Below are 23,598 nucleotides of genomic sequence, written 5' to 3'. Positions count from 1 at the left end.
ACACTAACCAATCCGGTTCTTGCGCATGATCGAAAAATTAAGCGCCGCAGCGACACACAGCCAGGCCAGATAGGGAAACAGGATCAACCCGGTGATCACGTCCAGGCGCAAGGCCAGGATCACCATCGTTGCGACGACCAACCACAACAGCACGAGGATGATCATCGCGGCAACGATCCGCTGCGCGCCGAAGAACACAGGCGTCCACAGTGTGTTCAGCGCAATCTGCGCCGCCCACAATGCCAGCACCTGTTCGCTGCCGGGAATCAGGGTCAAGCGGTAGCCAACCCAGGCCAGCAGCAGGTAGATCGTCGTCCACGCCACCGGAAACACCCAGTTGGGTGGCGTGAACTTCGGTTTGTTGAGCTGCGCGTACCATTGGCCGGGCTGGAAAACCATGCCGGTGGTGGCCGCCGCACCGCAGGCGATCAGGAAAATCAGGAAAGTCACCATTTCTTACTCCTTGGCCGCAGCCAGTCTGCCTCGGTTAATCCGCCGCAGCGGTCGTTCATTCGGATCTTGAGCACATCAATTCACTGACCCGCGCTACCAGTGTGTCGACCGCGAAGGGCTTGGTCAGCACCTGCATGCCAGGGCCAAGTTGACCGGCGCCGATCACTGCGTTCTCCGCATATCCGGTAATGAAGAGCGTGGTCAGGTTCGGGCGGATCTCCCGGCCGGCATCCGCCAGCTGCCGGCCGTTCATGCCACCCGGCAGGCCGACATCGGTGATCAGCAGGTCGATGCGCACGTTCGATTGCAACACCTTCAGTCCGGCAACGCTGTCGCCCGCCTCAAGCAGGTTGTAGCCGAGATCGCCGAGCACTTCGGTCAACAAGGCGCGCACGGTGGGTTCATCGTCGACCACCAGAATGGTCTCGCTGGCCTTGGGCACCACCGCCGGTGCGATGTGCTTGTCATCGTGGCTCTGCACGGGATCGCCACGGTGACGAGGCAGGTAGATGCACATCGTGGTGCCCCGGTCGACCTGCGAGTGCACGCGCACCTGGCCGCCGGATTGCTTGGCGAACCCGTAGATCATTGACAACCCCAGCCCGGTGCCCTGGCCTAGCGGTTTGGTGGTAAAGAACGGGTCGAAGGCCTTGGCGATGACATCGGCCGACATGCCGGTGCCGGTATCGGTGACACACAGACACACATACTCGCCCTCGGGCATGTCCAGCGCGCCGGCGGTCTCGGCGTCCATGATGCGATTGGCGGTCTCGATAGTGATGCGTCCGCCGTCGGGCATTGCATCGCGGGCGTTGATACACAGGTTGAGCAGGGCGTTTTCCAGTTGACTGGCATCGACCAGTGTCGGCCAGAGCACCGGCGAGCCGATGGTTTCCAGGAGAATGCTCGGGCCCACCGTGCGCTGGATCAGTTCGGTCATGCCGGTCATCAGCGTGTTGACGTCGGTGGGCCGCGGATCGAGGGTCTGGCGTCTGGAGAAGGCCAGCAGGCGGTGGGTGAGGGCGGCGGCACGCTTGACCGCGCCTTGTGCAGTCACCATGTACTTGTCGACTTCGCTCAAGCGGCCCTGATTGATCCGCGCGCCCATCAACTCCAGCGCGCCGGAAATGCCGGCCAGCAAGTTGTTGAAATCGTGAGCGAGGCCTCCCGTCAGTTGGCCGACCGCTTCCATCTTCTGCGATTGACGCAGTTTCTCCTCAGCCTGCATCAACTCGGCGGTGCGCGATGACACCCGTTGTTCGAGGGTGTCGTTGAGCGAACGCAACGCGGCAATAGCCCGGTCGCGCTCCGCCTCGACGGTGCGGCGCTCCTCGACATCAATCAGCACGCCGGGAAAGCGCAGCGGCGTTGCGTCCTCTGCACATTCAACACGCCCGTTCGCCTCGATCCACTGGTATCTGCCGTCCTCGCGCCGTACACGGTACTGATGGGAATAAGCGCCTCCACGACTAATGGCTTCGTCGATTGCCGTGGTCAGGCTATCGCGGTCGTCGGGGTGCACGCTGGTGATCACTTGTTCGAGGCTTAGGCCTTCACGCCCCAGTGCCGGGTCGAGATTGAACACCTGGGCGAAGCCTTCGTCGATGGCAAAACGGTCGGTCAGCAGATCCCAGTGCCAGGTGCCGATAATGGCGCCGGCCGCGAGCGCCAGTTGCACGCGCTCGACGTTCTCCCGGGCGATCGCCTCACTGGCTCGCAAGCGGTCTTCTGCCGCGCGCCGCTCGGTGACGTCGTTGAACAGGATCGCGATCTGCCGGTCGGCCGGGTCACCGACCCGCACCGCGCGCACGTCGAACCAGCGCTCGAAGGTATTGGCGTAGTTCTCGAAATTCGCCGGCTCCCCGGTCTTGGCCACGTGGCCGTAGGTTTCGAACCAGAAGCGTTCCAGATTGGGCGCGAATTCGGTCACCCATTTACCGCGCAGGTTGACCCCGCACTGGCGCTCGAACGCCGGGTTCGCCTCGACGAAGTAGTAGTCGACTGGCTCGTCGTTGGCGTCGAATTTGACTTTGACGATGGCAAACGCCGACTCGATGGTTTCCAGAATGGTACTGAAACGCTCTTCACTGCGGCGCAACGCCGTTTCGGCACTGCGCGAGCGCGTGAGGTCAAGCATCGCGCCGATCATGCGTTCGGCCTGGCCGGATTGATTGCGGATCAAGTGCCCGCGATCGAGCACCTCGGCATAGGAGCCGTCCTGACAGCAGAACCGATACTCCGCACTCCATGTCGTGCCGTCGCCTTCGATGGCGGCGCGGATCGATGCCTGCACCCGCGCCTGATCCTGCGGATGGATCCGCGAGAACCGCCAGTCACCGTTGGGATCAACGTTCTCCAGCGCGAAACCGTACGCCTGTTGCAACGCCTGGTTCCAGATGATCTGGTTGGTTTGCAGGTCCCAGTCCCACACCGCATCACTGGTGGCCATGACGGCCAGTCGATAGCGTTCCTTGGTTTCGATTATGGCGCGCCCGTACAGATGCTCCTGAGTACGGTCGCGGAGAATTTTCACGAAGCCCAAATGAGTCTGGTCTTCATCGTAGAGCGGCATCAGCTCGCCAGAGGCCCAGAATCGCTCGCCGTCCTTGCGCAAATGCCATCGCTCATCGTAGGCACGGCCTTCGGCAAGGGCGCGCTGCATTTCCTGTTCGACCCGGCCGGCGGCGCGGTCCTCAGGTGTGAAAAAGCAGGCCGCGCTCTGGCCGCGAACCTCTTCGGCGGACCAGCCCAGCACGTTGGTTGCGCCGCAGTTCCATTCCGTGATGTATCCGCCGAGGTCAGTGACGACCATCGCGAAATCCACTGCACTCTCGAAAACCGCGCGCTGCCGCGCCTCACTACGAGCGAGCGCGGCCTGACTGGCGTGCAGTCGCGCCGTGATGTCGCGCTCATTGTCGACTTCAGTGCTCTGCAAGGCGGCGCGTAATCGCTTGACCTCGGACTCGAGCGCTTCGCGACTAAGGTGTTTGAGGGTGTCCATCTCACCTTCTTGGTTGAATTTTTCAGGGGCCGATTTCAGAGGGTCGGACATGCCCGACAGGTGCAGTCAATATCGGGAAGCGTTGTGGCTGCTGATCCGTTGACAGGTTGCTTCGTCGTTAAGTTTCACTGATGGAGCAAGGTCGTATCGGGCTAGCACTGATTTCAAAACGATTCGCCGTTATCCAGCCGCGCCAACAATGCCTGGCCGCGTTGCCAGAGTGCCTGTTGTTTGGTTTCCGGCATGCGGTCGAGGTTCCTGTACATCATGCTCATGCGCTGATTGCCGCGCAGCAGCTCACCGTGGCGCATCAGGAAATGCCAATACAGCGCATTGAACGGGCAGGCATTGTCCGCCGTGCTTTCGCTGACCTTGTACGCACAACCGCGGCAGTAATCCGACATGCGATTGATGTACTGGCCGCTGGCGCAATAGGGTTTGGAACCGAGAAAACCGCCATCGGCATGCATGACCATGCCCAGCGTGTTGGGCAGTTCGACCCAGTCAAAGGCGTCCATGTAGATCGCCAGATACCACTCGCAGATCTGGCTCGGCGCGATGCCGGCGAGCAGTGCGAAGTTACCGGTGACCATCAGCCGCTGAATGTGATGCGCGTAGGCGTGCTGCAAGCTTTGCCCGATGGCGTGGCGCATGCAGTTCATCTGGGTGTCACCCGTCCAGTAGAACTCGGGCAGTGGCCGGCTGTTGCCGAACGAGTTGCCCAGTGCGTAATCCGGCATTTTCAGCCAGTACACGCCCCGCACATATTCCCGCCAGCCAATCAGTTGCCGGATGAAGCCTTCGGCGGCATTGAGCGCAACGCTGCCGGCCCAGTACGCCGACTCCACATCGCTGCACAGCTGACGCAGATCCAGCAGGCCGATGTTGAGCGCCGCACTGATGCGCGCATGAAACAGAAACGGCTCTTCACTGGCCATTGCGTCCTGGTAATCGCCAAACCCCGCCAGACCATAATCAAGAAAATACGCCCAGAGTGCCTGCGCATCGGCATGGGTGACGGGATAGTTGAAGTCATCGAGCGCGCCGTAGTGCTGGCTGAAGCGCGCCTTGACCAGTGCCAGTACATCGCGGGTGATGGCGTCGTTTTTGAACCGTGCCGGGTAGGGCGCTTTGACGCCCTTGGGCAGGGCCTTGCGATTCTCGGCATCGAAGTTCCACGCGCCGCCCACTGGTGAGCCGTCACCATTGAGCAGCAAGCGGCTCTTGCGACGCATCTCACGGTAGAAAAACTCCATGCGCAGCTGTTTTTTGCCCTCGGCCCATGCGGCAAATTCTTCGCGACTGCACAGAAAACGCGTATCGGCGTGCCAGTGGATGGGCAAACCGCATTCCTTGATCGAGTGCTCCAGTCGCCAGTCGCCACACTCGGTGATGTGCACTTGCTCGGCCTGCAACAACGCTTGCCAGCGCTTCAGCTCACCGGGCACCGAACCGCTGTTATCGGGATCATCCAGGGTCACGTATTCAACCCGCGTACCCTGATCCCGCAACGCCTGGGCGAAATGGCGCATGGCGCTGAAGATCAGGGCAATCTTTTGTGGATGGTGGGGCACATGACTGGCTTCTTCCATGACTTCAACCAGCAACACGGTGTCGCGCTCGGCGTCGAGTGCGTGTAATGAAGCCAGATCGAACGACAACTGGTCGCCCAGTACCAGACACAAGCGGCGGGTAACGTTCATTCAATGGAGCTCTGCGTTTTACGGTTCATTGGCTTGATTCGGGGCCTTGGCGGCGGAAGAACAAAGTCACCTGACCGACTTCCACCCCGAACTTGGACATGCTGGTGCGGTTGATCAACGTGTCCTCGTCCATCAAGTACATCCAGTCGTCCATGCTCATTTCATAGGTCGAGTCGTCGACCGGTACGTTCAGCCGATAACGCCAGTGAAGTGTGTTGCCCGCCACCTGGCCTTGGGCAACCCCTACGACATCACCGGCGCGGCCGCTCCAGCGTCCCTGGCCCTCGGGCGTCAATGTCCATACGCGGTGTTGGCGGGTGCCATCGCTGTACAGAAAGCGCTCGTCGAGAATCAGGTTGTTGCCTTCGCGACGGCTGATAATGTTGACTTCGAAACGCTTGGTCACTTCGCCGCCGCGCTTCTGAAACATTCCCCAGGCCTTGACGGGCTGGCTGAAAAAACGCTGCAGATCGAGGGCTGGTTGTTGATCGGCATAACGGCTGACATCCACGCTGGTGCAGCTTGCGATGCTGAGTAGCAGTGTCAATAACAGCACTAATCGAGTCATTGCTTTACTCCCTGATGGCAGAGGGGGTCGAGGGACCGCGCTGGAGATGCTTTCTTGTACGCCATGAAGCGCGCGTACAGGGTTGCGGCCGTCTAATTTCGCTCTCCCGCGGCAGTGTTGCGCGGCATGGCGGATCAGCACCCAAAATAATTGTACGAAGGTGGTAATTCTGTATAGGTTTTGTTCACGATAGGCGGAAAAAAGCCACCTGACAATCAAGCGGCAATTTTTTCGCGCAAATGCGCAGAACCGACATCACAAGCTGAAGGTTTGCCTGGGTAGCGGGGAGAGGGCGCGAATAGTGTTCACTGTGGTTTGCGGTGCTGTTGCCAGCAGGCGGAAAAAGGCCCGGATTCCTCCGGGCCAGTCATGCTCATCAGTGCGAATCCGCCTCGCTCGCGGCCTCGGCAGCGGATCTTTCCCTGCGCTTCTGGAGCCAACTGTAGAACGCATGCACGGGATGAAGGACGGCGGTGAGTACGCCGAGCAGCAGGATGGTGAAAAGGATGATCAGCGGGATGCTTTCGTGCGAGAACATGGTGGGTTACTCCTGTAGTCACTATGTCGTAACCCGCAGACTAGACGCATCGAATCCTGTTTTTGATGAATGAATGTTCATCCTTGAACGCTTCGGGTGTGTTACGGCGAATCTTATGGGTGCATTGTCAGAATGATTTTCCCGACAGTCCTTGAAGTCTCCATTCGCCGGTGGCATACGCCAGTTGCACGGCGCGGGATTGAATGCCGCGCATCCCTGGTTGCGCGGCAAGATAGTGTTTCGATATTCAGCAAACGATCAAGAGCATAACGGCGTGCTCACAACGCAAACGCAGTCCCGCGAGTATTCACAAAAAGCGAGTAGATCGAGTGACTGCTTGCCATGAACAGCCTGTTCCCTTCGCGCCCCCCGAAGCACAGGTTCGGGCAGCGCTCTGGCAGCGAAATATGCCCGATGGCCTTGCCCTGTGGGTTGAAAACCCGCACGCCGTCGAGTTTTTCCAGGTCGGCCCTGGGATCTCCATTGCCGCCCCAGCCGCACCACAGGTTGCCCGCTTCGTCGCACTTGATACCGTCGATTGCCGCATAGTCCAGCCCCTCGATGTGCTTGCGACGCTCGCCCAGTGTGCCGTCTTCCTTCACGGCAATGGCCCAGATCAAGCGATTGGGTTTGGCGCGACCTTCGACGACATACAGGGTTTTCTCGTCGGGAGAAAAGCACAGACCATTGGGGCCGTTCAGGTCGTCGATGACCCGAGTGACCTTTCTGCTCTCACCGTCGATGCGGTAAACGGCGTGGGGTTGGCTCGGGGTGATTTTGTGGCCTTCGTAGTTGTTGCCGGTCTGGAATGGCGGATCGGTAAACCAGATCGATCCGTCACTTTTGCAGACGATGTCGTTGGGCGAGTTGAAGGGCTTGCCCTCGAAGCTGTCGGCTAGCACGGTGGTCGTGCCATTGTATTCAGTGCGCGTGATGCGGCGGCCTTCGCTGGTGGTGGTAGAGCCTTCGCAGACGATAAGCCGCCCTTGGCGATCCCGGCACATCCCGTTGGAAAAGTTCGAGTGTTCACGGTACACGGTGAAGGTTTCGGTGATTTCATCCCAACGCATGATGCGATTATTGGGGATGTCGCTGACCAGCAAATAGCGGCCATCGCCGATCCAGACCGGTCCTTCGGCCCAGCGCATCCCAGTGGCAAGTTTTTCCACACTGGCGTTGAAAATACGCAAGTCGAGGAAGCTGTCGTCGAGGATGTGAATCAGTGGATCCGGGTAGCGTTGACTCAACGGTTCGGCGGCTTCAGCGAGACTGGGCAGCAAGGCAGAGCCGGTGGCGAGCGTGGCGGAAACAGCGAGGGATTTTTTCAGGAAGCTGCGGCGGGTATTGCCCTTTACCTGTTCAAGGCTTTCATGCTTGGCGGCCAGGGATGAGTCCATGTAGCGATCTCCGTGGTTTTATTTTTGTTGGGAGGCGTACTAATAACCCGTGATAGGACATCGTACAAGTTAATCATTTTCCAACCCCGACAGGGCTTGGCGTTGGAGGCGCGTCGGTTAAGGCTGAGGGCCAGGATTCCATATAGCCCAAGCGCAGCTTTTTATTCCCAAAACGAAGTTCATATTAATTTTATAGTGCGTTTTAATCTAATCAGGTTTTTCCTGATTGGAGCATTCGCACTTGAAGATCCCTACACATTTGACACTTGGCCTGGCGCTCGCCGTCAGTTGCTCTGCAGCATTCGCGGGGCCCACCCTTGATCGCGTGACGCAAAAAGGTGAACTCACCGGTGTCCTGATGGAGAGTTACCCGCCGTTCTCTTTTCTCAACGACCAGAACCAGCTCGACGGCTTCGATGTGGATGTCGCTAAAGCTGTGGCCGAACGTCTTGGGGTCAAGCTGAAACTTGAAACGCCTTCCTGGGACGTGATTGCCGCCGGGCACTGGAACGGTCGATACGACATCTGCGTGTGCTCGATGACACCGAGCAAGGCGCGGGCCGAAGTGTTCGACTTCCCCGTGGAGTATTACCAGTCGCCGGCGGTGATCGTGGTCAATGCAAAGGACAAGGACATTGCCACTGGCAAGGACTTGTCCGGCAAAAAAGTCGGTGTGATCAGTGCGTCGACTTATGAGGCCTATCTGAACAAGGATCTGGTCATTGAAGGCGCCGAGGACAAACCGTTGAGCTATCCATTCGACAATGTCCAGATCGCCCCTTACGACAACGAAACCGTTGCCTTCCAGGATCTCGCACTGGGTACCGGCGTGCGCCTGGATGCCATGGTCACCAACCTGATCACCGCGCGTGAACGCATCGCTCAGGATCCGCGCTTCAAGATTGCCGGAGATCCACTGTATGCCGAACCGAACGTCGTGGCGGTCGAAAAAGGCGATCCGCAATGGAATGCGAAAGTCACCGAAGTCATCGCACAACTCAAGACTGACGGCACGCTGAGCAAAATATCCCGCAAGTGGATCGGTTCTGATATCAGCCAATGACAGCCATCAATCCGCATCCGGCCAAAGCGGCTGTCAGCTCGCAAAAGCAGCCGCCACTGACACGTCAGCTATTCGGCTTTCGCACGCGCCTGTATCTGACGTGGGCGGCGCTGTCGGGTCTGGGCGTGTGGTTTTTCATGCGCTTCGATCTGAAGTTTTCGATCATTCTGGAGAAGTTGCCCAACCTGGTCGGCCTGCATCTGGGCCCGAACGGGTTCTTGCAGGGCGCTGCGCTGACGATATTCCTGTGTTTCTGCTCGATCTGGTTTTCGTTATTGCTGGGCTTTGTCACCGCGTTGGCCAGGCTGTCGAGCAGCGCCGTGGCGTTTGGTATCGCCAGCTTCTACGCCTCGTTCTTTCGCGGCACGCCACTGTTGATCCAGATCCTGTTGATCTATCTGGGGCTGCCGCAGTTGGGCGTGGTGCCGGGTGCAATCAGCGCCGGGATCATCGCGCTGTCGCTCAACTACGGGGCTTATCTCAGTGAGATTTTTCGTGCGGGCATCCTCGCAGTTGCCCCGGGTCAGCGCGAAGCAGCCGCCGCACTGGGCCTGAGGCCGGCCGCGACGTTCATCCACATCATCCTGCCGCAAGCCATGCGCACGATCATTCCGCCGACCACCAGCCAGTTCATTTCGATGCTCAAGGACTCTTCCCTGATTTCGGTCATGGGGGTCTGGGAAGTGATGTTTCTGGCGCAGTCGTACGGGCGTTCGTCCTACCGTTACATTGAAATGCTGACCACCGCAGCCGCCATCTACTGGCTGTTATCCATCGGTCTCGAACTGATCCAGCATCGCCTCGAACGCCATTACGGCAGAGGCTTCAAGCATCAGCGCTGAGCCATTTCGTTAAATGATTTCTTGCAGGAACCCCAATGTCCGATCCTAAACCTCTGCTGTTTGCACTCTATGAACAAGCCAGTGTCGGGTGCGGCGGTGCACCGAGCCTCTGGACGCACCCGGCTGACGAACGCCTGGCGATCAATTCGCTGGGCTACTGGTCAAACCTGGCGCGGATTGCCGATCAGGCGCACCTCGATATGTTGTTCTTTGGTGATGTGCTGGGTTTCTACGATGTGTTCGGCGGCAATGCCGATGCGGCGATGAAATGGGCGGTGGAGGCGCCGGCCAACGATCCGTTGATGATCATTCCGGCGTTGGCGGCCGTGACGGAAAACCTGGCGTTTGGTGTCACGGTGACCACCAGTTATGAGCACCCGTTTACCCACGCCCGGCGCTTCAGCACGCTTGATCACCTCACCAATGGGCGAGTGGGGTGGAATATCGTCACCTCTTACCTGTCCAGCGCCGCCCGCAATTTCGGGCTGGAGCAAATGATCAAGCATGACGATCGCTATGAGCGCGCCGAAGAGTTTCTCGATGTGGTGTACAAACTCTGGGAGGGCAGTTGGGCCGACGACGCCGTGGTGGCCGACAAGGCCCGCCAGCTGTATGCCAGAGGCGACCGGGTGCGACCGATCAATCACGAGGGTGCGCACTATCGCGTGGCCGGGCCGCACCTGACCGCTCCGTCTCCGCAGCGCACACCGTTGCTGATCCAGGCGGGCTGGTCGGGACGCGGTCGAGAATTCGCCGCCAAGCATGCGGAACTGATCTTCATCGCCAAATCCAACCCGCAGGAAATCCGTCAGGGCCTGGAAGACATCTGGGCCCAGGCGCAGGCGCGAGGACGTCAACGTGAAGACGTGAAATCGTTGACGGTGTTGCGCATCGTCACGGCCAAAACCGAAATCGAAGCCCAGCGCAAATACGACGAGCTGCAAAGCAACTATCACTTGCAGGCACAACTGGTCAGTTACGCCGGCGACACCGGCATCGACATCAGCCGCTACGCCGACAGCGATGCACTCTCGACGCACACCGAAGGCCTGACCTCATACGTGATGCGCCCCGATGGCAGTGGCAAGCCGCTGACGGCGGGTGATGTGAAAAAGCGCTTCGCCAGCGTTACTCGTGGCAGCGACCTGATTCTCGTCGGTACACCGCAGCAAGTCGCCGATCGCATCGAAGAACACGCGCGAATTTCCGGCACCAGCGGCTACATGCTCAACCCGTTGATCAGCCCGGGCAGCCTTGAGGACTTTGTCGAACTGGTGATTCCCGAACTGCAAAAGCGAGGGCTGTACCGGACTCAACCGCAAAGCGGCACCTTCCGTTCGCGGTTACGGGCAGATCACTCCAGCCACCTGCCTGACTCGGCCTATGGGGCTTCGTTCCGCTTCGACAAGGCGCTTTAGGGGAGGGGGGAGTCACGCGTCGTGCTGGGCGCAGTGACTCTCATAGAGCTTGCTTGACGTAGGCTTGCCGGGCGATGGATCACCATTCGTCAGCAAGAGGCCGTGCATCTTCTTGACAGTCAAGTCGTCGGAGGAAATACTCACCAAAAATTCATATAGATGACTAGATAACAAGGTAAATAAAGTCGATGAATTCTCTTTCCAGCGATGTTCGCCTGCCGCTTTACCAACGTCTGCGTGACCACTTGGCTGAGCAGATTGCCAACAATCGCTGGCGCCCGGGGGAGGCTATTCCCACCGAAGCCGCGCTCTCCGCGGAGTATCAGCTGTCCACCGGTACCGTGCGTAAAGCGGTCGACGCGCTGGTCAGTGAGGGCATTCTGGAGCGTCAGCAAGGTCGAGGCACCTTCGTTCGCCGGCCTCAATTTCAATCTTCGTTATTCCGTTTCTTCCGTTTTCAGACTGCTGCTGGTGAACGTAAGGTACCGGAGAGTCGCATCCTGTCGATCGAACCGATGATTGCGCCGTCGGCGGTGGCGCAGGCGCTAGGGCTGCCACCTGACGCGCCGGTCATTCGGATTGTCCGAGTACGTCTGCTCGATGTTCAGCCGGTGCTCGCCGAAGAAATCTGGCTGCCGCGCAGCCGCTTCCAGCCGCTGCTGGAGATTGACTTGAGTCGTCAAGGGCCGCTGCTGTATCCGATCTACGAAGAGGTATGCGGTCAGGTCGTCGCCTATGCCGAAGAAACACTCACCGCTGAATCAGTGAATGAGGTGCACGCGCGATTGCTGCAAGTACCAATCAGCAGCCCCGTGGTGGTGATCGAGCGTCTGGCGCGCGATTACGCGGGTACGCCCCTGGAGTGGCGCCGCTCCCGAGGGCATGCCGAACACTTTCGCTACAGCGTGGATATTCGCTAACCCCGTGCCTGGTTAGCGGATCGTTCAGCGGCGAGACGGTCGCCGCTGGTTTGATCGTTTTGTTTGAGATGACTGGCCCCGAAGCGGCGCGGTTCGCGCTCGGCTGCCTCACGTTCCGCCTATAAGGATAAGAATCATGTTCAGCTGGTATCGCCAAATCACTCCTCGGGAGCGCAAAACGTTTTGGGCCTGCTTCGGCGGATGGTCCCTCGACGCACTGGAAGTACAAATGTTTGGCCTGGCGATTCCAGCGTTGATCGCCGCGTTCGCCTTGACCAAGGGCGATGCGGGGCTGATCAGCGGAGTGACTCTGGTCACGTCAGCTATCGGCGGTTGGGTAGGGGGGACGTTGTCCGATCGCTACGGCCGGGTGCGTACGCTGCAGTGGATGATTGTGTGGTTCTCCTTTTTTACTTTTCTCTCCGCGTTTGTCACCGGCTTCAACCAGCTCTTGATCGTCAAGGCACTGCAGGGTTTCGGCATCGGCGGCGAGTGGGCAGCGGGTGCAGTATTGATGGCCGAAACCATCAATCCGCAGTATCGCGGCAAAGTGATGGGCACCGTACAAGGTGCCTGGGCTGTGGGTTGGGGGCTGGCCGTCGGAGTGTTCACACTGATTTATTCCCTCGTGCCGCAGGACATGGCGTGGCGCGTGATGTTCCTGGTTGGGCTGCTACCGTCGTTTCTGATTATCTGGGTGCGTCGTAATGTGGAGGAGCCCGACAGCTTCCAGCGTCTGCAAAAAGAAAACGCCATCCCGCAAAGTTTTTTCAAATCCCTGGCCGGCATTTTCCGGCCCGATTTGATCCGCGTAACGCTGTTCGGCGGTCTATTGGGGCTGGGTGCGCACGGTGGTTATCACGCGGTGATGACCTGGCTGCCAACGTTCCTCAAGACTGAGCGTAATCTGTCCGTACTGAATTCTGGTGGCTACCTGGCGGTGATCATTTTTGCGTTCTGGTGTGGATGTGTCGTCAGCGGCTTTTTGATCGATCGGATTGGCCGGCGCAAAAACATCGTCCTGTTCGCGCTTTGCTGTGTCATCACGGTGCAGAGTTATGTGTTCTTGCCGCTGACCGATACCCAGATGCTGTTCCTGGGGTTCCCGCTCGGCTTTTTTGCGGCCGGTATTCCCGCAAGCCTTGGCGCGTTGTTCAACGAGCTATACCCGGCAGACGTGCGCGGCGCCGGCGTCGGCTTCTGCTACAACTTTGGCCGAGTGCTTTCCGCGGTGTTCCCGTTCCTCGTCGGTCACATGAGCGACTCCATGTCCCTTGGATCTGCGATTGGTATCGACGCAGGGATTGCCTATGGCGTGGCGGTGATTGCGGCACTTTGTCTGCCGGAAACCCGTGGACGCAGCCTCGAAGCTTCGAATACATCGGTGGCAGTCACGATCAACGGCAACGAGAGTGCGCGGGCCTGACGCCCATTACCTTCTATTAGATGAACGCTATGACCGATACCTGCTCTATACCGATCACCGGCATCGACTCCCATGCTCATGTGTTCAGCCGTGATCTGAATTTGATCGGTGAACGGCGCTATACCCCTGATTACGACGCCACGCTTGAGCAGTATCTGACGCACTTGCACGCTCATGGCCTGAGTCATGGCGTATTGGTTCAACCGAGCTTTCTCGGCACCGACAATAGCTACTTGTTGGCGGCGTTGAGGCAAGCGCCGCAGCAGTTGCGAGGGGTCGTGGTGCTGGAGCCAGGCGTCAGTCGCGCCATGTTGAATGAGATGGATCAGTTGGGTGTGGTCGGCGTCCGTTTGAACCTGATGGGCAAGGCGTTACCTGATTTTCGTAACAGTGCCTGGAGAGCGTTTTTCAGCCACATTGCTGATCTTGACTGGCATGTCGAGTTGCATCGGGAGGTAAAGGATCTGCCGGGACTGATCCATCAATTGACGCCGTACGGTTTGAAGTTGGTGATCGATCACTTTGGCCGGCCGAATGCCAATTCGGGCATCGATCAGCCCGGGTTTTGCGAGTTACTGGAGTTGGGGTCGAAAGGTTCGATCTGGATGAAAGTATCGGGAATCTATCGTTTCGGAGGTACGCCGCAACAGAACATCAATTTCGCTCGAATGGCATTACCCCTGCTGGAACAAAGTTTTGGCCTTCGCCAGTTGGTGTGGGGCAGCGACTGGCCGCATACGCAGCATGAGCAAAGCATCGGTTTTCGCACCGTAGTCGATCAGTTAAAGGCCTTGGAGTGCTCGAGGCAGGTTAGCGATTCGCTGCTTGTGCAAGCCCCTCGAAGGTTATTCGGTTTTGCAAAAGGCAAAAGCTGAGACTTGCGCCTGCATTCGCAGATGTCCATTCATCTCACCTATTTAAATGAATACCTACAGAACGTTCGACGTACGACGTTGCAGTAAAACCTATCGTGCCTCATCGAGAAGTTCTGTGTAGTAGCAGCATATTCCAATTACAAAAGAGCAGATTCCATGGACACGTCATCCAATGCCGAAGTTGAAAGCACCCAAACGATGTTTGGTTTATCGCGTGCAACGACAGGCGTTACGGTTTCAAACTTCTCTTTCAAATCTGACTGCAGTTTGAGCGTCAGCCCAACCGAGATCCTTTCATGACTCCCTTAGATATAGACCTCTTACTGACCGCATTGGTGAGCGTCCTGGTGCTGGTGGGGCTCATCGTGTCGCGTCTCAAAATGCACCCGCTCCTGGCCTTGTTAGTGGTGTCCGTAGGTGTTGGCTTTGCAACCGGTATGGAGCCGGAAGCCATCGTCTCCCACGTGATGACCGGCGCCGGAAAGACACTGGGGGCAGTAGGGGTCGTCATCGCACTTGGAGCGATGCTGGGCAAAATTCTTGCTGACGCAGGCGTCACAGAGCAGATCGCCGAGGTCATCCTCAAGCGAACATCGGATCGAATGATCCCTTGGGCCATGATGATGGTTGCATTTGTAATTGGCATTCCCATGTTTTTCGAGGTGGGCCTGGTGATCATGCTGCCGCTGATCTTCAGCGTGGCGCGAAAGCTGGAAAGTCAGGCTCGCTTCAAAGGTTCAGCGTATGTGTATGTGGGGGTTCCGGTGATTGCGGCACTTGCAGCCATGCACGGGATGGTGCCGCCGCACCCTGGCCCCTTGACGGCCATCGCGGCGCTCAAAACCTCGGTTGGGCCCACAATGCTCTATGGTTTCCTTGCGGCAATTCCTGCAATGATCTTGGGCGGCCCGCTTTATGGCGCATTCATTTCGCCGCGTATGAGTACTCGGCCGGATCAGGTTTTGCTGGATCAGTTCACCCTGGCTGAAAAAGCCGACGATCAACCAAGCACCAGTGTATGGCTTGGCGTGCTGGCAGCCTTGCTACCGGCGATCCTGATGCTGGTTCATGCCGTCGCCGAGATGCTATTACCCAAGGGCAATGCGATCCTGAAGATGGCCAGTTTCTTGGGCAATCCCTTGATAGCCATGCTCCTGGGCGTGCTGTTCGCAGGGGCGAGTCTGGTACTCGCGCGATGTGGCGATGCGGGGCAATTGCGCGAATCCCTGGGCAAGAGCCTCAAGCCAATCGCTTCAATCATCATGATCATCGCCGGCGGTGGTGCCTTTCAGGAGTTGCTGACCAGCGCCAAGGTGGGCGATGCCATTGTGCATCTGACTCAACAGTCTGCGTTCCCTCCGCTGATCCTGGGCTGGTTGATTGCGATGCTGCTCTCGGTATCTACCGGTTCAGCCACTGTAGGTATCGTTGGCGCTGCTGGCTTGCTGGCGCCGCTTGCAGGTGCTGATCCAGGCCTCAACCTGCCTCTGCTTGCCTTGTCCATCGGCTGCGGCTCGCTGTTCTTCAACTATGCGAACCATGCGGGCTTCTGGATGGTGAAGGAATCCTTCGGCATGACGATGGGCGAAGCAACCAAGACCATTTCGGTGGTTCAATCCATCGTAGCTGTGGTCGGTTTGATTGTGGTGTTGATGTTGAATGCGGTTATCACAGTGGTTTGAGTCAGGATCTGTTCGCAGGTAGTGAATCTGCCCGGGCGTGTTCTTCAAGCCTGCACACATCACCCAACGAATCACGTTGCATCGACTGCAAGTTCTTTTCAATGGTTTCGCACAGAGCCTCCATTTGAATCTGGTGTTCGCTGTGGCGAAACGGGCTTTGCAGATCGGTGCCGATGCGTTCGATGGCCAGCAGCATGAATCCCACCACGGTCGACGCCAGCGGCGTGAACCAGCCCAGGGATTCGACCAGTCCCACCGGTACGATCAGGCAGAACAGCGAAATAAACAGCCGCGGAAAATAGACGTAAGGGTAGGGCAGCGGGGTATTGGCGATCCGCTCCATGCCGCCCTGACTGTTGGACAGGTCGACCAGCGTCGACTCAAGCCGCGCCAGGCGAATACTGTCCAGATGCCCGGCCTTGTATTCCTTGGCGAGCAAAGTCGCGGAGCCGGTGAGGATATCGTTGGCAAAGTTATTGGTCGTGCCACTGCGGGCGAACTCTTCGGCGGGAATAAACGCCCGCACCTCGTCGGGACAAGGCTGGCCTTGCAGATGCGCGGCGAGGCAGTTCACATACGCGACGTGGCGGCGCAGCAGAGTGGATTTGACCGGATTCACCTCGCCGCCGACGTCGTCCAGCAGCGTTAGCACCTGCCGGGCGAAGCTGCGGGAGTTGTTGATCATCGCCCCCCACAACGTCCGTGCTTCCCACCAGCGGTTGTAGGCGCTGCTGTTGCGAAAACTGATCAATACGATCAACGCCGAACCCAGCAAGGTCAGCGGCATCAGCGGCAGGTTCAGCTTGGCGTTGAGGAACAGCATGAAGTCGACGGTGACGGCGATGTCCCACAGCAGCAACCAGAACAGAGACCAGCCCACGTAGCCCAGGGTCTTGATGATCAGGCGGTATTTTTTGACGATGGCAGCTTTCAAACGGAAACCTCGTGTCGAGCAGTTTGCTTAAACGCTTAAGCTCGGACGACGCCTGGCATCGGCAGTTCCATGGTGAAGCAGCCAACCGTCAGTCAGTCTGCGAAGCCCGGCCATCTGAATGGTCAATGCTTGCGAGAAAAATCCTCGTATCCCGATTGGACCGCAGATGAACCACGCGGCAAGCTGATGCCGGCGTCGGCCTATGGCGCCTCGTTCCGTTTCGGCAACGCTGTTTGACGGGGACGGGAAGATTCGCCGCGAGCGCCGCGTGCCCCGGGCGCGGAACACTCCATCAAAACCGGGCTGAGTCTGCTGCTGCACGTCAGCCCGTCGATGAGTCGATCAAGCGTTGACCGGCACGGCTTTGGGCCTGCGATACAGGATCGTTGTCGCTGTGCGGCACGTCCAGCCGTCGGCACGCAACAAAACCAGATCGCTTTGAAAAGCACCTCCGGAAAACCGGGCGGGAAGGCCTAAGCTCATTCCAAAAAGATATTTATTTAATCTTTTTAAGATCGTTTAGCTTTTAGCAAAGGAAACGTGCAGCGCCTCGCTTGCGGCGTTTTTTTGCCTCAGGCCAACCCTGTCCGCAGTCATTGCCTGAGTCTCCTGTCCATTTTTTCTACCCTGAACGGCCACATATCTGGCCGTCAGCGGTTCGTTGCCCGGAGCCCTCGTGACACTTATTCAAACCTCTTTGGCAACGGTACAGGTCGACTTGCCTGAACGATTGGCCCCACCCATCGACGATAGCGCCGAGGAGGGCGATGTTGTCCTCGAACTGCGAGGCGTCACTAAAGCTTATCTGCGCAAAGGCGGGTCGCCGTTGCCGGCTGTCAACCATGTCAGCTTGAAGGTCCGGCGCGGCGAAGTGCTGTGCCTGATGGGCACCTCCGGCAGCGGCAAATCGACCTTGCTTCGCCATATCAATCGTTTGATCGAACCCACCAGCGGTGAGGTCTTGATTGAAGGTCAGGCTATCAGCGGCCTGAGCCACAAAGCGTTGCGGGATTTGCGCTCGCGGCGAATCGGCATGGTGTTCCAGCATTTTGGTCTTTTGCCCCATCGCACGGTGCTGGACAACGTTGCGCTGCCTCTGGAGCTGCGCGGCGAATCCGAGGCCGTCCGGCATGCAGCGGCCACGCGACAGTTGCAGGCGATGGGCCTGGAGGGATGGGGCGAGCATTATCCCCACGAGTTGTCCGGCGGTATGCAGCAACGGGTCGGTCTTGCGCGGGCATTGGTGACTGATCCGGATATTCTGCTGATGGACGAGCCTTTCAGCGCACTGGATCCGACCATACGGCGCGACCTGCAAAGCCACTTTCTGGCCTTGGTCCGCGAGCGCGGGATCACCACTTTGCTGGTCACCCACGATCCTGCCGAAGCGGTCCGTCTCGCTGACCGGATAGCGGTATTGCGCCAGGGACGTCTGGTGCAGTCGGGCACCCCGAAGCAGCTGCTCGAGACGCCGGCCGATGCTGAGGTCGCGGATTTTTTCCGCGATTGCCTTCCTGCCGCACCGGTATTGCACGATGCCGGTGGCGCGGTACGTCAGGCTCCCGAAACGGCACCGAAGGAGCAACCGGTTCAGCCGGGCTTGCGCGGCTGGCAAGCCCTGTTGCTCGGGCCGGCTGCGCTGGCGGCGCGGGGCCGAGGCGGGTTGTTCTGGCTCGGGTTCGCCGCAGAACTCGCGGCCCTGGCCACTGCGGTGCAAGGCATTGCGAGCGCATCCTGGATATCGGTCGTGGCGGGATTGGCCGTGCTGGCGGCCAGTCGTTTCACCGCGTATTCGCTGAGCCGTCAACCGGTGCGGCGCGCCGTTTCAAGTTGGGCGTTGCCGCTGGCGGTGCTGCTGGTCAGTCAGGCATTGGTGATCTGGCGGGTGTTGACGCCCGATACCACCCAGGCGCTTTTGCAGTTCCCGGCCAGCCGCCAGGCGCTGTTACTGACCGCCCAGAGCGTGGATGACTTTATCGGTTGGTCACAGGTGACGTTCGAGAGCGCTTTTGTCGGCGTGATCGTTGCGGTTCGCACGGTCATTGAAGGAATCGAAACCCTGCTCGGTTGGCTGCCCTGGCCGGTTTGCGCACTGGCGCTGGTATTGCTGGCCTGGCGCTCGGCGGGCCTGGCCCTGGCGCTCACCAGCAGCGCAGCGTTGTTGTATATCGGCCTGTTCGGGTTCTGGGAGCGGACAATTGCCACGCTGGCGCTGGTTGGTTCGTCGGTGCTGATCGCACTGGTGATCGGCGTACCCACCGGCATTCTGCTGGCGAAGCGGCCATTTGCCCGCAGGCTGCTCACGCCTTTGCTGGATGTCATGCAGACCCTGCCGACCTTTGTCTATCTGATTCCCGCTGTGGCGTTCTTTTCGGTGGGCAAGACCCCGGCGGTCATTGCGACGGTGATTTTTGCCCTGGCACCGATGATTCGTCTGACGTCCCTGGGCATTCAGGAAGTCCCGAAGGATGCCGTGGAAGCGGCAATCGCCCATGGAGCAAACCCCTGGCAGACCCTGATCAAGGTGCAACTGCCGCTGGCGCGACGATCCCTGTTGCTGGGGATCAATCAGACTATCGTCATGAGCCTGTCGATGGTGGTGGTTGCTGCCCTGATCGGCGCTGGAGGGTTGGGTTACGACGTCATGACGGCGTTGCGCAATATCAAGGGCGGCGAGGGCGTGTTGGCCGGCGTGGCGATCGTGCTGTGTGCATTGATCCCCGATCGAATCATTCAATCGAGCTTGCGCAAGCAAGACCATCTGCATAACTGAACAGTGAGACTTATCGTGGCAAAACATCTATTGCGTAACCTGAGTGCGGCCGCAGTGCTGGCTTCCCTGATCGTGCCGGCCAGCGTGATGGCCAAGGACAAAATTGTCATTGGCGAGCAGAACTGGACGGGGGCCATCGCCATTCAACACATTCTGGGTGAGGTGATCAAAACCCGTCTGGACGGTGATGTGTCGTATCTGGCCGGGGACGTGCCGGTGCTGTTCAGTGCGGCGGCCAAGGGCGACGGTTCTGTGGATGTGCTGACGGACATCTGGCTGCCCAATCAGTCCGCGGCTTGGGCCAAGTACGTCACCGACGGCACCCGCTCACTGGTACCCAATGCTCATCCTTATACCGGTGAACAAGGCTTCTACATTCCCGGTTATCTGCAGGACAAGTACGGCGTCAAATCGATCTACGATCTGAAAAAACCGGAAGTGGCCAAGCTCTTCGAGCCTTTGGGCGGCGGCAAGGCCGAACTGCTGGTGGGGCCGGCGGGCTGGGAGTCGACGTATATCGGCCAGATCAAGGCCAAGGATTACGGCTTCGCCGATAAATTCGAATCCGTGTCGACGGAAGCCTCGGTGACCTACGCCAAACTGGCCTCGGCTTACAAGGCGCAACGCGGCGTGGTGTTCTACGCCTACACCCCTGACTGGATTTTCTCGGCCTATGATCTGCGTCGCCTGGAAGAACCCGCGTTCGATGGCTACGCCCAGGACAACAAAAAAGAAGATCCTCTCTACAAGGCAGATGGCTGCTGGAAATTCGTCAGCCCGACCGTCGATCCTGACTGGCTGAACAAGAGCCACATCACCTGCGCCTTCCCGGATGCCAAGGTGTACGTCCTGGCTTCCACCGCACTGCAAAAGCGCGCGCCGAAAATTGCCGAGTTTCTGCAAAATTTCGCTATCGACCCAGCACAGTTGAACGGTTTGATCCAGAAGATCGAAAAGGAGAAACAGCCAGCAGACGTCGCCGCCAAGGCCTGGGTTCAAGCCAATCCTTCTACTGTTGACCAGTGGGTTGCAGGGCAGGCGCAGCAAGTGAGTTCAGCCCAATGACCAGAGCGAACGTACGTGTGCTCGATGGCGGCATGGGGCGCGAGTTGAAGCGAATCGGCGCACCGTTCCGTCAACCGGAGTGGTCGGCCCTCGCGCTGATCGAAGCGCCTGAGTATGTACTGCAGGCGCATCAGGCGTTCGTGACAGCGGGCGCGCGGATCATCACCACCAACAGCTATGCGGTGGTGCCTTTTCATATTGGCGATGAGCGATTTGCCGAGCAGGGAAGAGCGCTGGCTGAGCGCGCCGGACGGCTGGCGCGGCAGGCCGCCGGCGAAAGTACCGATGAGGTCACCGTGGCCGGGTCGTTGCCGCCGGCGTTGGGGTCGTACCGGCCGGATCTGTTCGATCATCAGCGTTCAGTAGCGATCCACCGCGAACTGATTGCCGGATTGCAAGCGCACGTCGATGTGTGGCTGGCCGAAACGCAAAGCTCCATTGCTGAAGTGCGGGCGGTGGTCGAAGCCCTCGGAACGGATCCCGCGCCACTCTGGGTGTCATTCACGCTGTTGGACGAAGAGGGCCGGGAACCGCGATTACGCTCAAACGAGGCCGTTGCCGATGCGGTTCGGGTGGCGGCTGAGCTGGGGGCCAAGGCGGTGCTCTTCAATTGCAGCCAGCCGGAAGTGATGGCCGCGGCCTTGATTGAGGCACGCGCTGTGATTGAAAACCTGGATCATCCTGTCGAACTGGGGGTTTATGCCAATGCTTTCCCCCCTGTCAGTGCCAAAGCCGAGGCCAATAGCGATTTGTTGGAAATTCGGCGCGATCTGGGCCCTGAGTCCTACCTGGACTGGTCGAAATCATGGGTTGCCGCAGGGGCCAGCATTGTCGGCGGATGCTGTGGGATCGGCCCGGAGCATATCGCCCAGTTGCATTTGCACCTGCAGTATCTAAAGGGTGAGGAGGCCGCGCATGAGTGATTTTTCAGGCGACGCTCTGTCAGAGCAGGCGACATTCGGTGCCGGCTGCTTCTGGGGGGCGGAAGCCTCATTCCGGGCATTGCCGGGTGTGCTCGACACCCGTGTCGGGTTCGCTCGGTCAGACCAGGGCGACGCCACCCTGATCGAAGTCGTGCAAGTCGACTTCGACCCCCGACTCATTTCCTACAGCCGTCTCGTCGAGCACTTCTGGACACTGCACGATCCCACGTCAGTCGACCGGCAGGGTGCGGACGTCGGGGCGAAATACCGTTCCGCGCTGTTTTTCAACAGTGCCGAGCAGGCCCAACTGGCGCTTGTCGCCAGGCAGCAGCTGGATGCCAGTGGCCAGTTGGGCAAGCCAGTGGCTACGGTGATCCTGCCACTGGGTGAGTTTCAAAAGGCGGATGAAGAACATCAGCGCTACCTAGAAAAGCATGGTGGCAGCGCCTGTTCCATTTGATGCATATGTCAAGTCGGCTCCAGGCAGCCGACGCGCGCTGGGCGTTATGGCGGTTGGCCGACTCGGTTAGCGACGTGCATAACGGCGTGGCATCCTGGCATAACCTCCATGGCTGCGGTCTCGCTGATCGCAGCCTGCATGTCTGGTTTTCGGGGGCTGGTGACATCATGAACATTTCTAACATGGCATCTGGTTTAACATAATATACATTACACGTAACAAAGTGTTACGACGCCAGCCCGGTTGCGCACACCATTTCAATCTCCAGCATCGCTCTCAAACTGTGAGGATCAGGTAAAAATTAGAAAATGGCATTTAAAGACTATACCTCCTTCAAAATCAACAAGATGCGCCTACACCAAGTTCAAGATTCGTCAAATTTTCCAACGATAGTTTAGCGCTAACCGATTCAGGGCTCTTATCGATTTTATCCGTTGTTTATCATTTGACGCGTCTAAATCAACTGTCTTCGATTCAACGGCATACAATTGAGTACCGATAATTAAACATTAGAACGAATCACCAGGCGGCATTTAAAAACTATAGTCGGTTATAGGCCCCATAACCGCTCTAGCACGGTAGTTTCAGCTGTCACAGCCCAAGCAGTTGCCTACGTAAATCCTAGACTTTTACCAAGGCTGGGCATCGTTAGCGATCCGTAGTTTCCGTTCCATTGCTTTTTACTAGTCCTCGGAGGTAATTTTTAGGACGGTTTGGCAACTTTGAGCATTCCTTAAAAAATGGAACCCGAAGACCTTAAACGTGTAAAGGCTTTCAGATCAAAGTTTTGGCCGAGCATGATTACCTCATGCATAAAAACTTCTGATCCCATAAATGTGGAATCTGCAACCTCAGTCAGCCCAATCACAAGTCGAGCTCGCCCGATTAGTACGTATAAGCGACACCGTGGCGATGTGAGTCGCGGATTCGCCTATTCGTTTGATTAAACGAGCTTTTTGGGGGCCGGCTCGCTTGTTTACGGTATTACTTACGTGGCGGATCCATCCGAAAGCACATCGTAGTGTGAAATCTGACGCATCCAGAATGGGGTTTTAGCCCCCGCTTCGCCCGCCGTGTCTGGGAGCTCAAAGCTCGGAAATTTTGTTCGAACCCTGGGGTTTGCCAGTCGAGATATTTGCTCCGATGATCGTTCGCGTTACGACGTCAACAGCGACCGCTATCATCGGATACGATAGGCGTTGCCCGCCCTTATCTACCAATAAAACGTCAAGATTAAAAGTGCAACTTTCAACAGGCTTCTCCATTTTCTGCACCCTGCTAGATTAGGTCGGAGCTTTTCAGAGCGTTATGGAGCCTCATGTCTGACGAATGACTTGCGCTCTTTAGAGTAGTCTATGCGCCACAATGCGCCAGAGGCACGTTGCAGGTTCTAAATGGAGAATATTGGCTAACTCAACTAAACATCCATTTAGTTGAGTTATTATTCATGTAAAATTCGACCGTGAAAGCAACCAGGAACCTCCATTCGTTCTAGCTCCTTGTTGCTTTCATGACTCGGCTGTTACTCATATCCCGACTTTTCCCTCGCAACATGTA

Annotated in this window: 18 protein-coding genes; 11 read left to right on the top strand and 7 right to left on the bottom strand. The window is 58.1% G+C overall.

Translation table 11 applies throughout. From position 1 onward, the window contains the following. Positions 1-3: 3 nt before the first annotated feature. From CAF77_RS05560 to CAF77_RS05540, 6 genes are all read right to left on the bottom strand, one after another. The gene (locus tag CAF77_RS05560; RefSeq protein ID WP_064384095.1) at positions 4-450 is read right to left on the bottom strand and encodes a TspO/MBR family protein; all 447 of its coding nucleotides are present in this window, start codon (positions 448-450) and stop codon (positions 4-6) included. A 58-nt stretch (positions 451-508) separates the two neighbouring features. Continuing rightward, positions 509-3,454 (bottom strand): PAS domain-containing protein, encoded by a 2,946-nt coding sequence (locus CAF77_RS05555; protein ID WP_064384096.1) that lies wholly within the window; start codon positions 3,452-3,454, stop codon positions 509-511. 164 nt (positions 3,455-3,618) lie between these two features. After that, a complete protein-coding gene (locus tag CAF77_RS05550) occupies positions 3,619-5,157 on the bottom strand; it encodes a cryptochrome/photolyase family protein (RefSeq protein WP_064381551.1) in 1,539 nt (512 codons plus the stop codon). Between the two features lie 25 nt (positions 5,158-5,182). Next, entirely contained in the window at positions 5,183-5,725 is a 543-nt protein-coding gene (locus tag CAF77_RS05545) for a DUF3833 domain-containing protein (protein ID WP_064381552.1), read from the bottom strand. Positions 5,726-6,101: 376 nt separating this feature from the next. Next, positions 6,102-6,263: a hypothetical protein gene (locus CAF77_RS29295; protein WP_170928921.1), complete on the bottom strand. Its 162-nt coding sequence runs from the start codon at positions 6,261-6,263 to the stop codon at positions 6,102-6,104. Between the two features lie 278 nt (positions 6,264-6,541). Next, a complete protein-coding gene (locus CAF77_RS05540) occupies positions 6,542-7,660 on the bottom strand; it encodes an SMP-30/gluconolactonase/LRE family protein (RefSeq protein WP_064381554.1) in 1,119 nt (372 codons plus the stop codon). Between the two features lie 241 nt (positions 7,661-7,901). Between CAF77_RS05540 and CAF77_RS05535 the strand changes: the two genes are divergently transcribed. From CAF77_RS05535 to CAF77_RS05505, 7 genes are all read left to right on the top strand, one after another. Then, a complete protein-coding gene (locus CAF77_RS05535; RefSeq protein WP_064381557.1) occupies positions 7,902-8,723 on the top strand; it encodes an ABC transporter substrate-binding protein in 822 nt (273 codons plus the stop codon). Further along, complete coding sequence (locus CAF77_RS05530; protein ID WP_064381558.1) at positions 8,720-9,565, top strand: amino acid ABC transporter permease; 846 nt, start codon at positions 8,720-8,722, stop codon at positions 9,563-9,565. The genes CAF77_RS05535 and CAF77_RS05530 overlap by 4 nt, the downstream gene beginning before the upstream one ends. Positions 9,566-9,600: 35 nt before the next feature. After that, complete coding sequence (locus CAF77_RS05525) at positions 9,601-10,983, top strand: LLM class flavin-dependent oxidoreductase (protein WP_064381560.1); 1,383 nt, start codon at positions 9,601-9,603, stop codon at positions 10,981-10,983. Positions 10,984-11,171: 188 nt separating this feature from the next. Then, positions 11,172-11,903 (top strand): GntR family transcriptional regulator, encoded by a 732-nt coding sequence (locus CAF77_RS05520; protein ID WP_064381562.1) that lies wholly within the window; start codon positions 11,172-11,174, stop codon positions 11,901-11,903. A 136-nt stretch (positions 11,904-12,039) separates the two neighbouring features. Beyond that, a complete protein-coding gene (locus CAF77_RS05515; protein ID WP_064381563.1) occupies positions 12,040-13,329 on the top strand; it encodes an MFS transporter in 1,290 nt (429 codons plus the stop codon). A gap of 29 nt (positions 13,330-13,358) precedes the next feature. Beyond that, entirely contained in the window at positions 13,359-14,204 is an 846-nt protein-coding gene (locus tag CAF77_RS05510; protein ID WP_064381566.1) for an amidohydrolase, read from the top strand. Positions 14,205-14,500: 296 nt separating this feature from the next. Beyond that, positions 14,501-15,886: a GntP family permease gene (locus CAF77_RS05505; RefSeq protein ID WP_064381568.1), complete on the top strand. Its 1,386-nt coding sequence runs from the start codon at positions 14,501-14,503 to the stop codon at positions 15,884-15,886. Position 15,887: 1 nt separating this feature from the next. On the opposite strand, the gene CAF77_RS05500 is transcribed toward CAF77_RS05505, so the two are convergent. Further along, positions 15,888-16,820: a bestrophin family protein gene (locus CAF77_RS05500; RefSeq protein WP_064381570.1), complete on the bottom strand. Its 933-nt coding sequence runs from the start codon at positions 16,818-16,820 to the stop codon at positions 15,888-15,890. 718 nt (positions 16,821-17,538) lie between these two features. Here CAF77_RS05500 and CAF77_RS05495 point away from each other — a divergent pair. The 4 genes from CAF77_RS05495 to msrA all read left to right on the top strand — a co-directional run bounded on the left by CAF77_RS05495 (position 17,539) and on the right by msrA (position 22,041). Next, complete coding sequence (locus CAF77_RS05495; RefSeq protein ID WP_085654207.1) at positions 17,539-19,593, top strand: ATP-binding cassette domain-containing protein; 2,055 nt, start codon at positions 17,539-17,541, stop codon at positions 19,591-19,593. An 87-nt stretch (positions 19,594-19,680) separates the two neighbouring features. Then, positions 19,681-20,658 (top strand): glycine betaine ABC transporter substrate-binding protein, encoded by a 978-nt coding sequence (locus CAF77_RS05490; protein ID WP_223290694.1) that lies wholly within the window; start codon positions 19,681-19,683, stop codon positions 20,656-20,658. Beyond that, complete coding sequence (locus tag CAF77_RS05485; protein ID WP_064381573.1) at positions 20,655-21,581, top strand: homocysteine S-methyltransferase family protein; 927 nt, start codon at positions 20,655-20,657, stop codon at positions 21,579-21,581. Before CAF77_RS05490 ends, CAF77_RS05485 begins: the two co-directional genes overlap by 4 nt. Further along, positions 21,574-22,041 (top strand): peptide-methionine (S)-S-oxide reductase MsrA, encoded by a 468-nt coding sequence (gene msrA, locus CAF77_RS05480; RefSeq protein WP_064381575.1) that lies wholly within the window; start codon positions 21,574-21,576, stop codon positions 22,039-22,041. Before CAF77_RS05485 ends, msrA begins: the two co-directional genes overlap by 8 nt. Positions 22,042-23,598 lie beyond the last annotated feature (1,557 nt).

The organism is Pseudomonas sp. R15(2017) (assembly GCF_002112685.1).
In the GTDB taxonomy this organism is placed as follows: Bacteria; Pseudomonadota; Gammaproteobacteria; order Pseudomonadales; family Pseudomonadaceae; genus Aquipseudomonas; species Aquipseudomonas glycinae.
This window is presented reverse-complemented; position numbering and strand designations above follow the sequence as displayed.

What these genes read in the sequence shown, in the direction of transcription:
- CAF77_RS05485 (WP_064381573.1), top strand. Translation starts at nt 20,655, where the DNA reads ATGACCAGAGCGAACGTACGTGTGCTCGATGGCGGCATGGGGCGCGAG.
- CAF77_RS05490 (WP_223290694.1), top strand. Translation starts at nt 19,681, where the DNA reads ATGGCCAAGGACAAAATTGTCATTGGCGAGCAGAACTGGACGGGGGCC.
- CAF77_RS05505 (WP_064381568.1), top strand. Translation starts at nt 14,501, where the DNA reads ATGACTCCCTTAGATATAGACCTCTTACTGACCGCATTGGTGAGCGTC.
- CAF77_RS05525 (WP_064381560.1), top strand. Translation starts at nt 9,601, where the DNA reads ATGTCCGATCCTAAACCTCTGCTGTTTGCACTCTATGAACAAGCCAGT.
- CAF77_RS05550 (WP_064381551.1), bottom strand. Translation starts at nt 5,157, where the DNA reads ATGAACGTTACCCGCCGCTTGTGTCTGGTACTGGGCGACCAGTTGTCG.
- msrA (WP_064381575.1), top strand. Translation starts at nt 21,574, where the DNA reads ATGAGTGATTTTTCAGGCGACGCTCTGTCAGAGCAGGCGACATTCGGT.
- CAF77_RS05540 (WP_064381554.1), bottom strand. Translation starts at nt 7,660, where the DNA reads ATGGACTCATCCCTGGCCGCCAAGCATGAAAGCCTTGAACAGGTAAAG.
- CAF77_RS29295 (WP_170928921.1), bottom strand. Translation starts at nt 6,263, where the DNA reads ATGTTCTCGCACGAAAGCATCCCGCTGATCATCCTTTTCACCATCCTG.
- CAF77_RS05545 (WP_064381552.1), bottom strand. Translation starts at nt 5,725, where the DNA reads ATGACTCGATTAGTGCTGTTATTGACACTGCTACTCAGCATCGCAAGC.
- CAF77_RS05555 (WP_064384096.1), bottom strand. Translation starts at nt 3,454, where the DNA reads ATGGACACCCTCAAACACCTTAGTCGCGAAGCGCTCGAGTCCGAGGTC.
- CAF77_RS05515 (WP_064381563.1), top strand. Translation starts at nt 12,040, where the DNA reads ATGTTCAGCTGGTATCGCCAAATCACTCCTCGGGAGCGCAAAACGTTT.
- CAF77_RS05520 (WP_064381562.1), top strand. Translation starts at nt 11,172, where the DNA reads ATGAATTCTCTTTCCAGCGATGTTCGCCTGCCGCTTTACCAACGTCTG.
- CAF77_RS05530 (WP_064381558.1), top strand. Translation starts at nt 8,720, where the DNA reads ATGACAGCCATCAATCCGCATCCGGCCAAAGCGGCTGTCAGCTCGCAA.
- CAF77_RS05510 (WP_064381566.1), top strand. Translation starts at nt 13,359, where the DNA reads ATGACCGATACCTGCTCTATACCGATCACCGGCATCGACTCCCATGCT.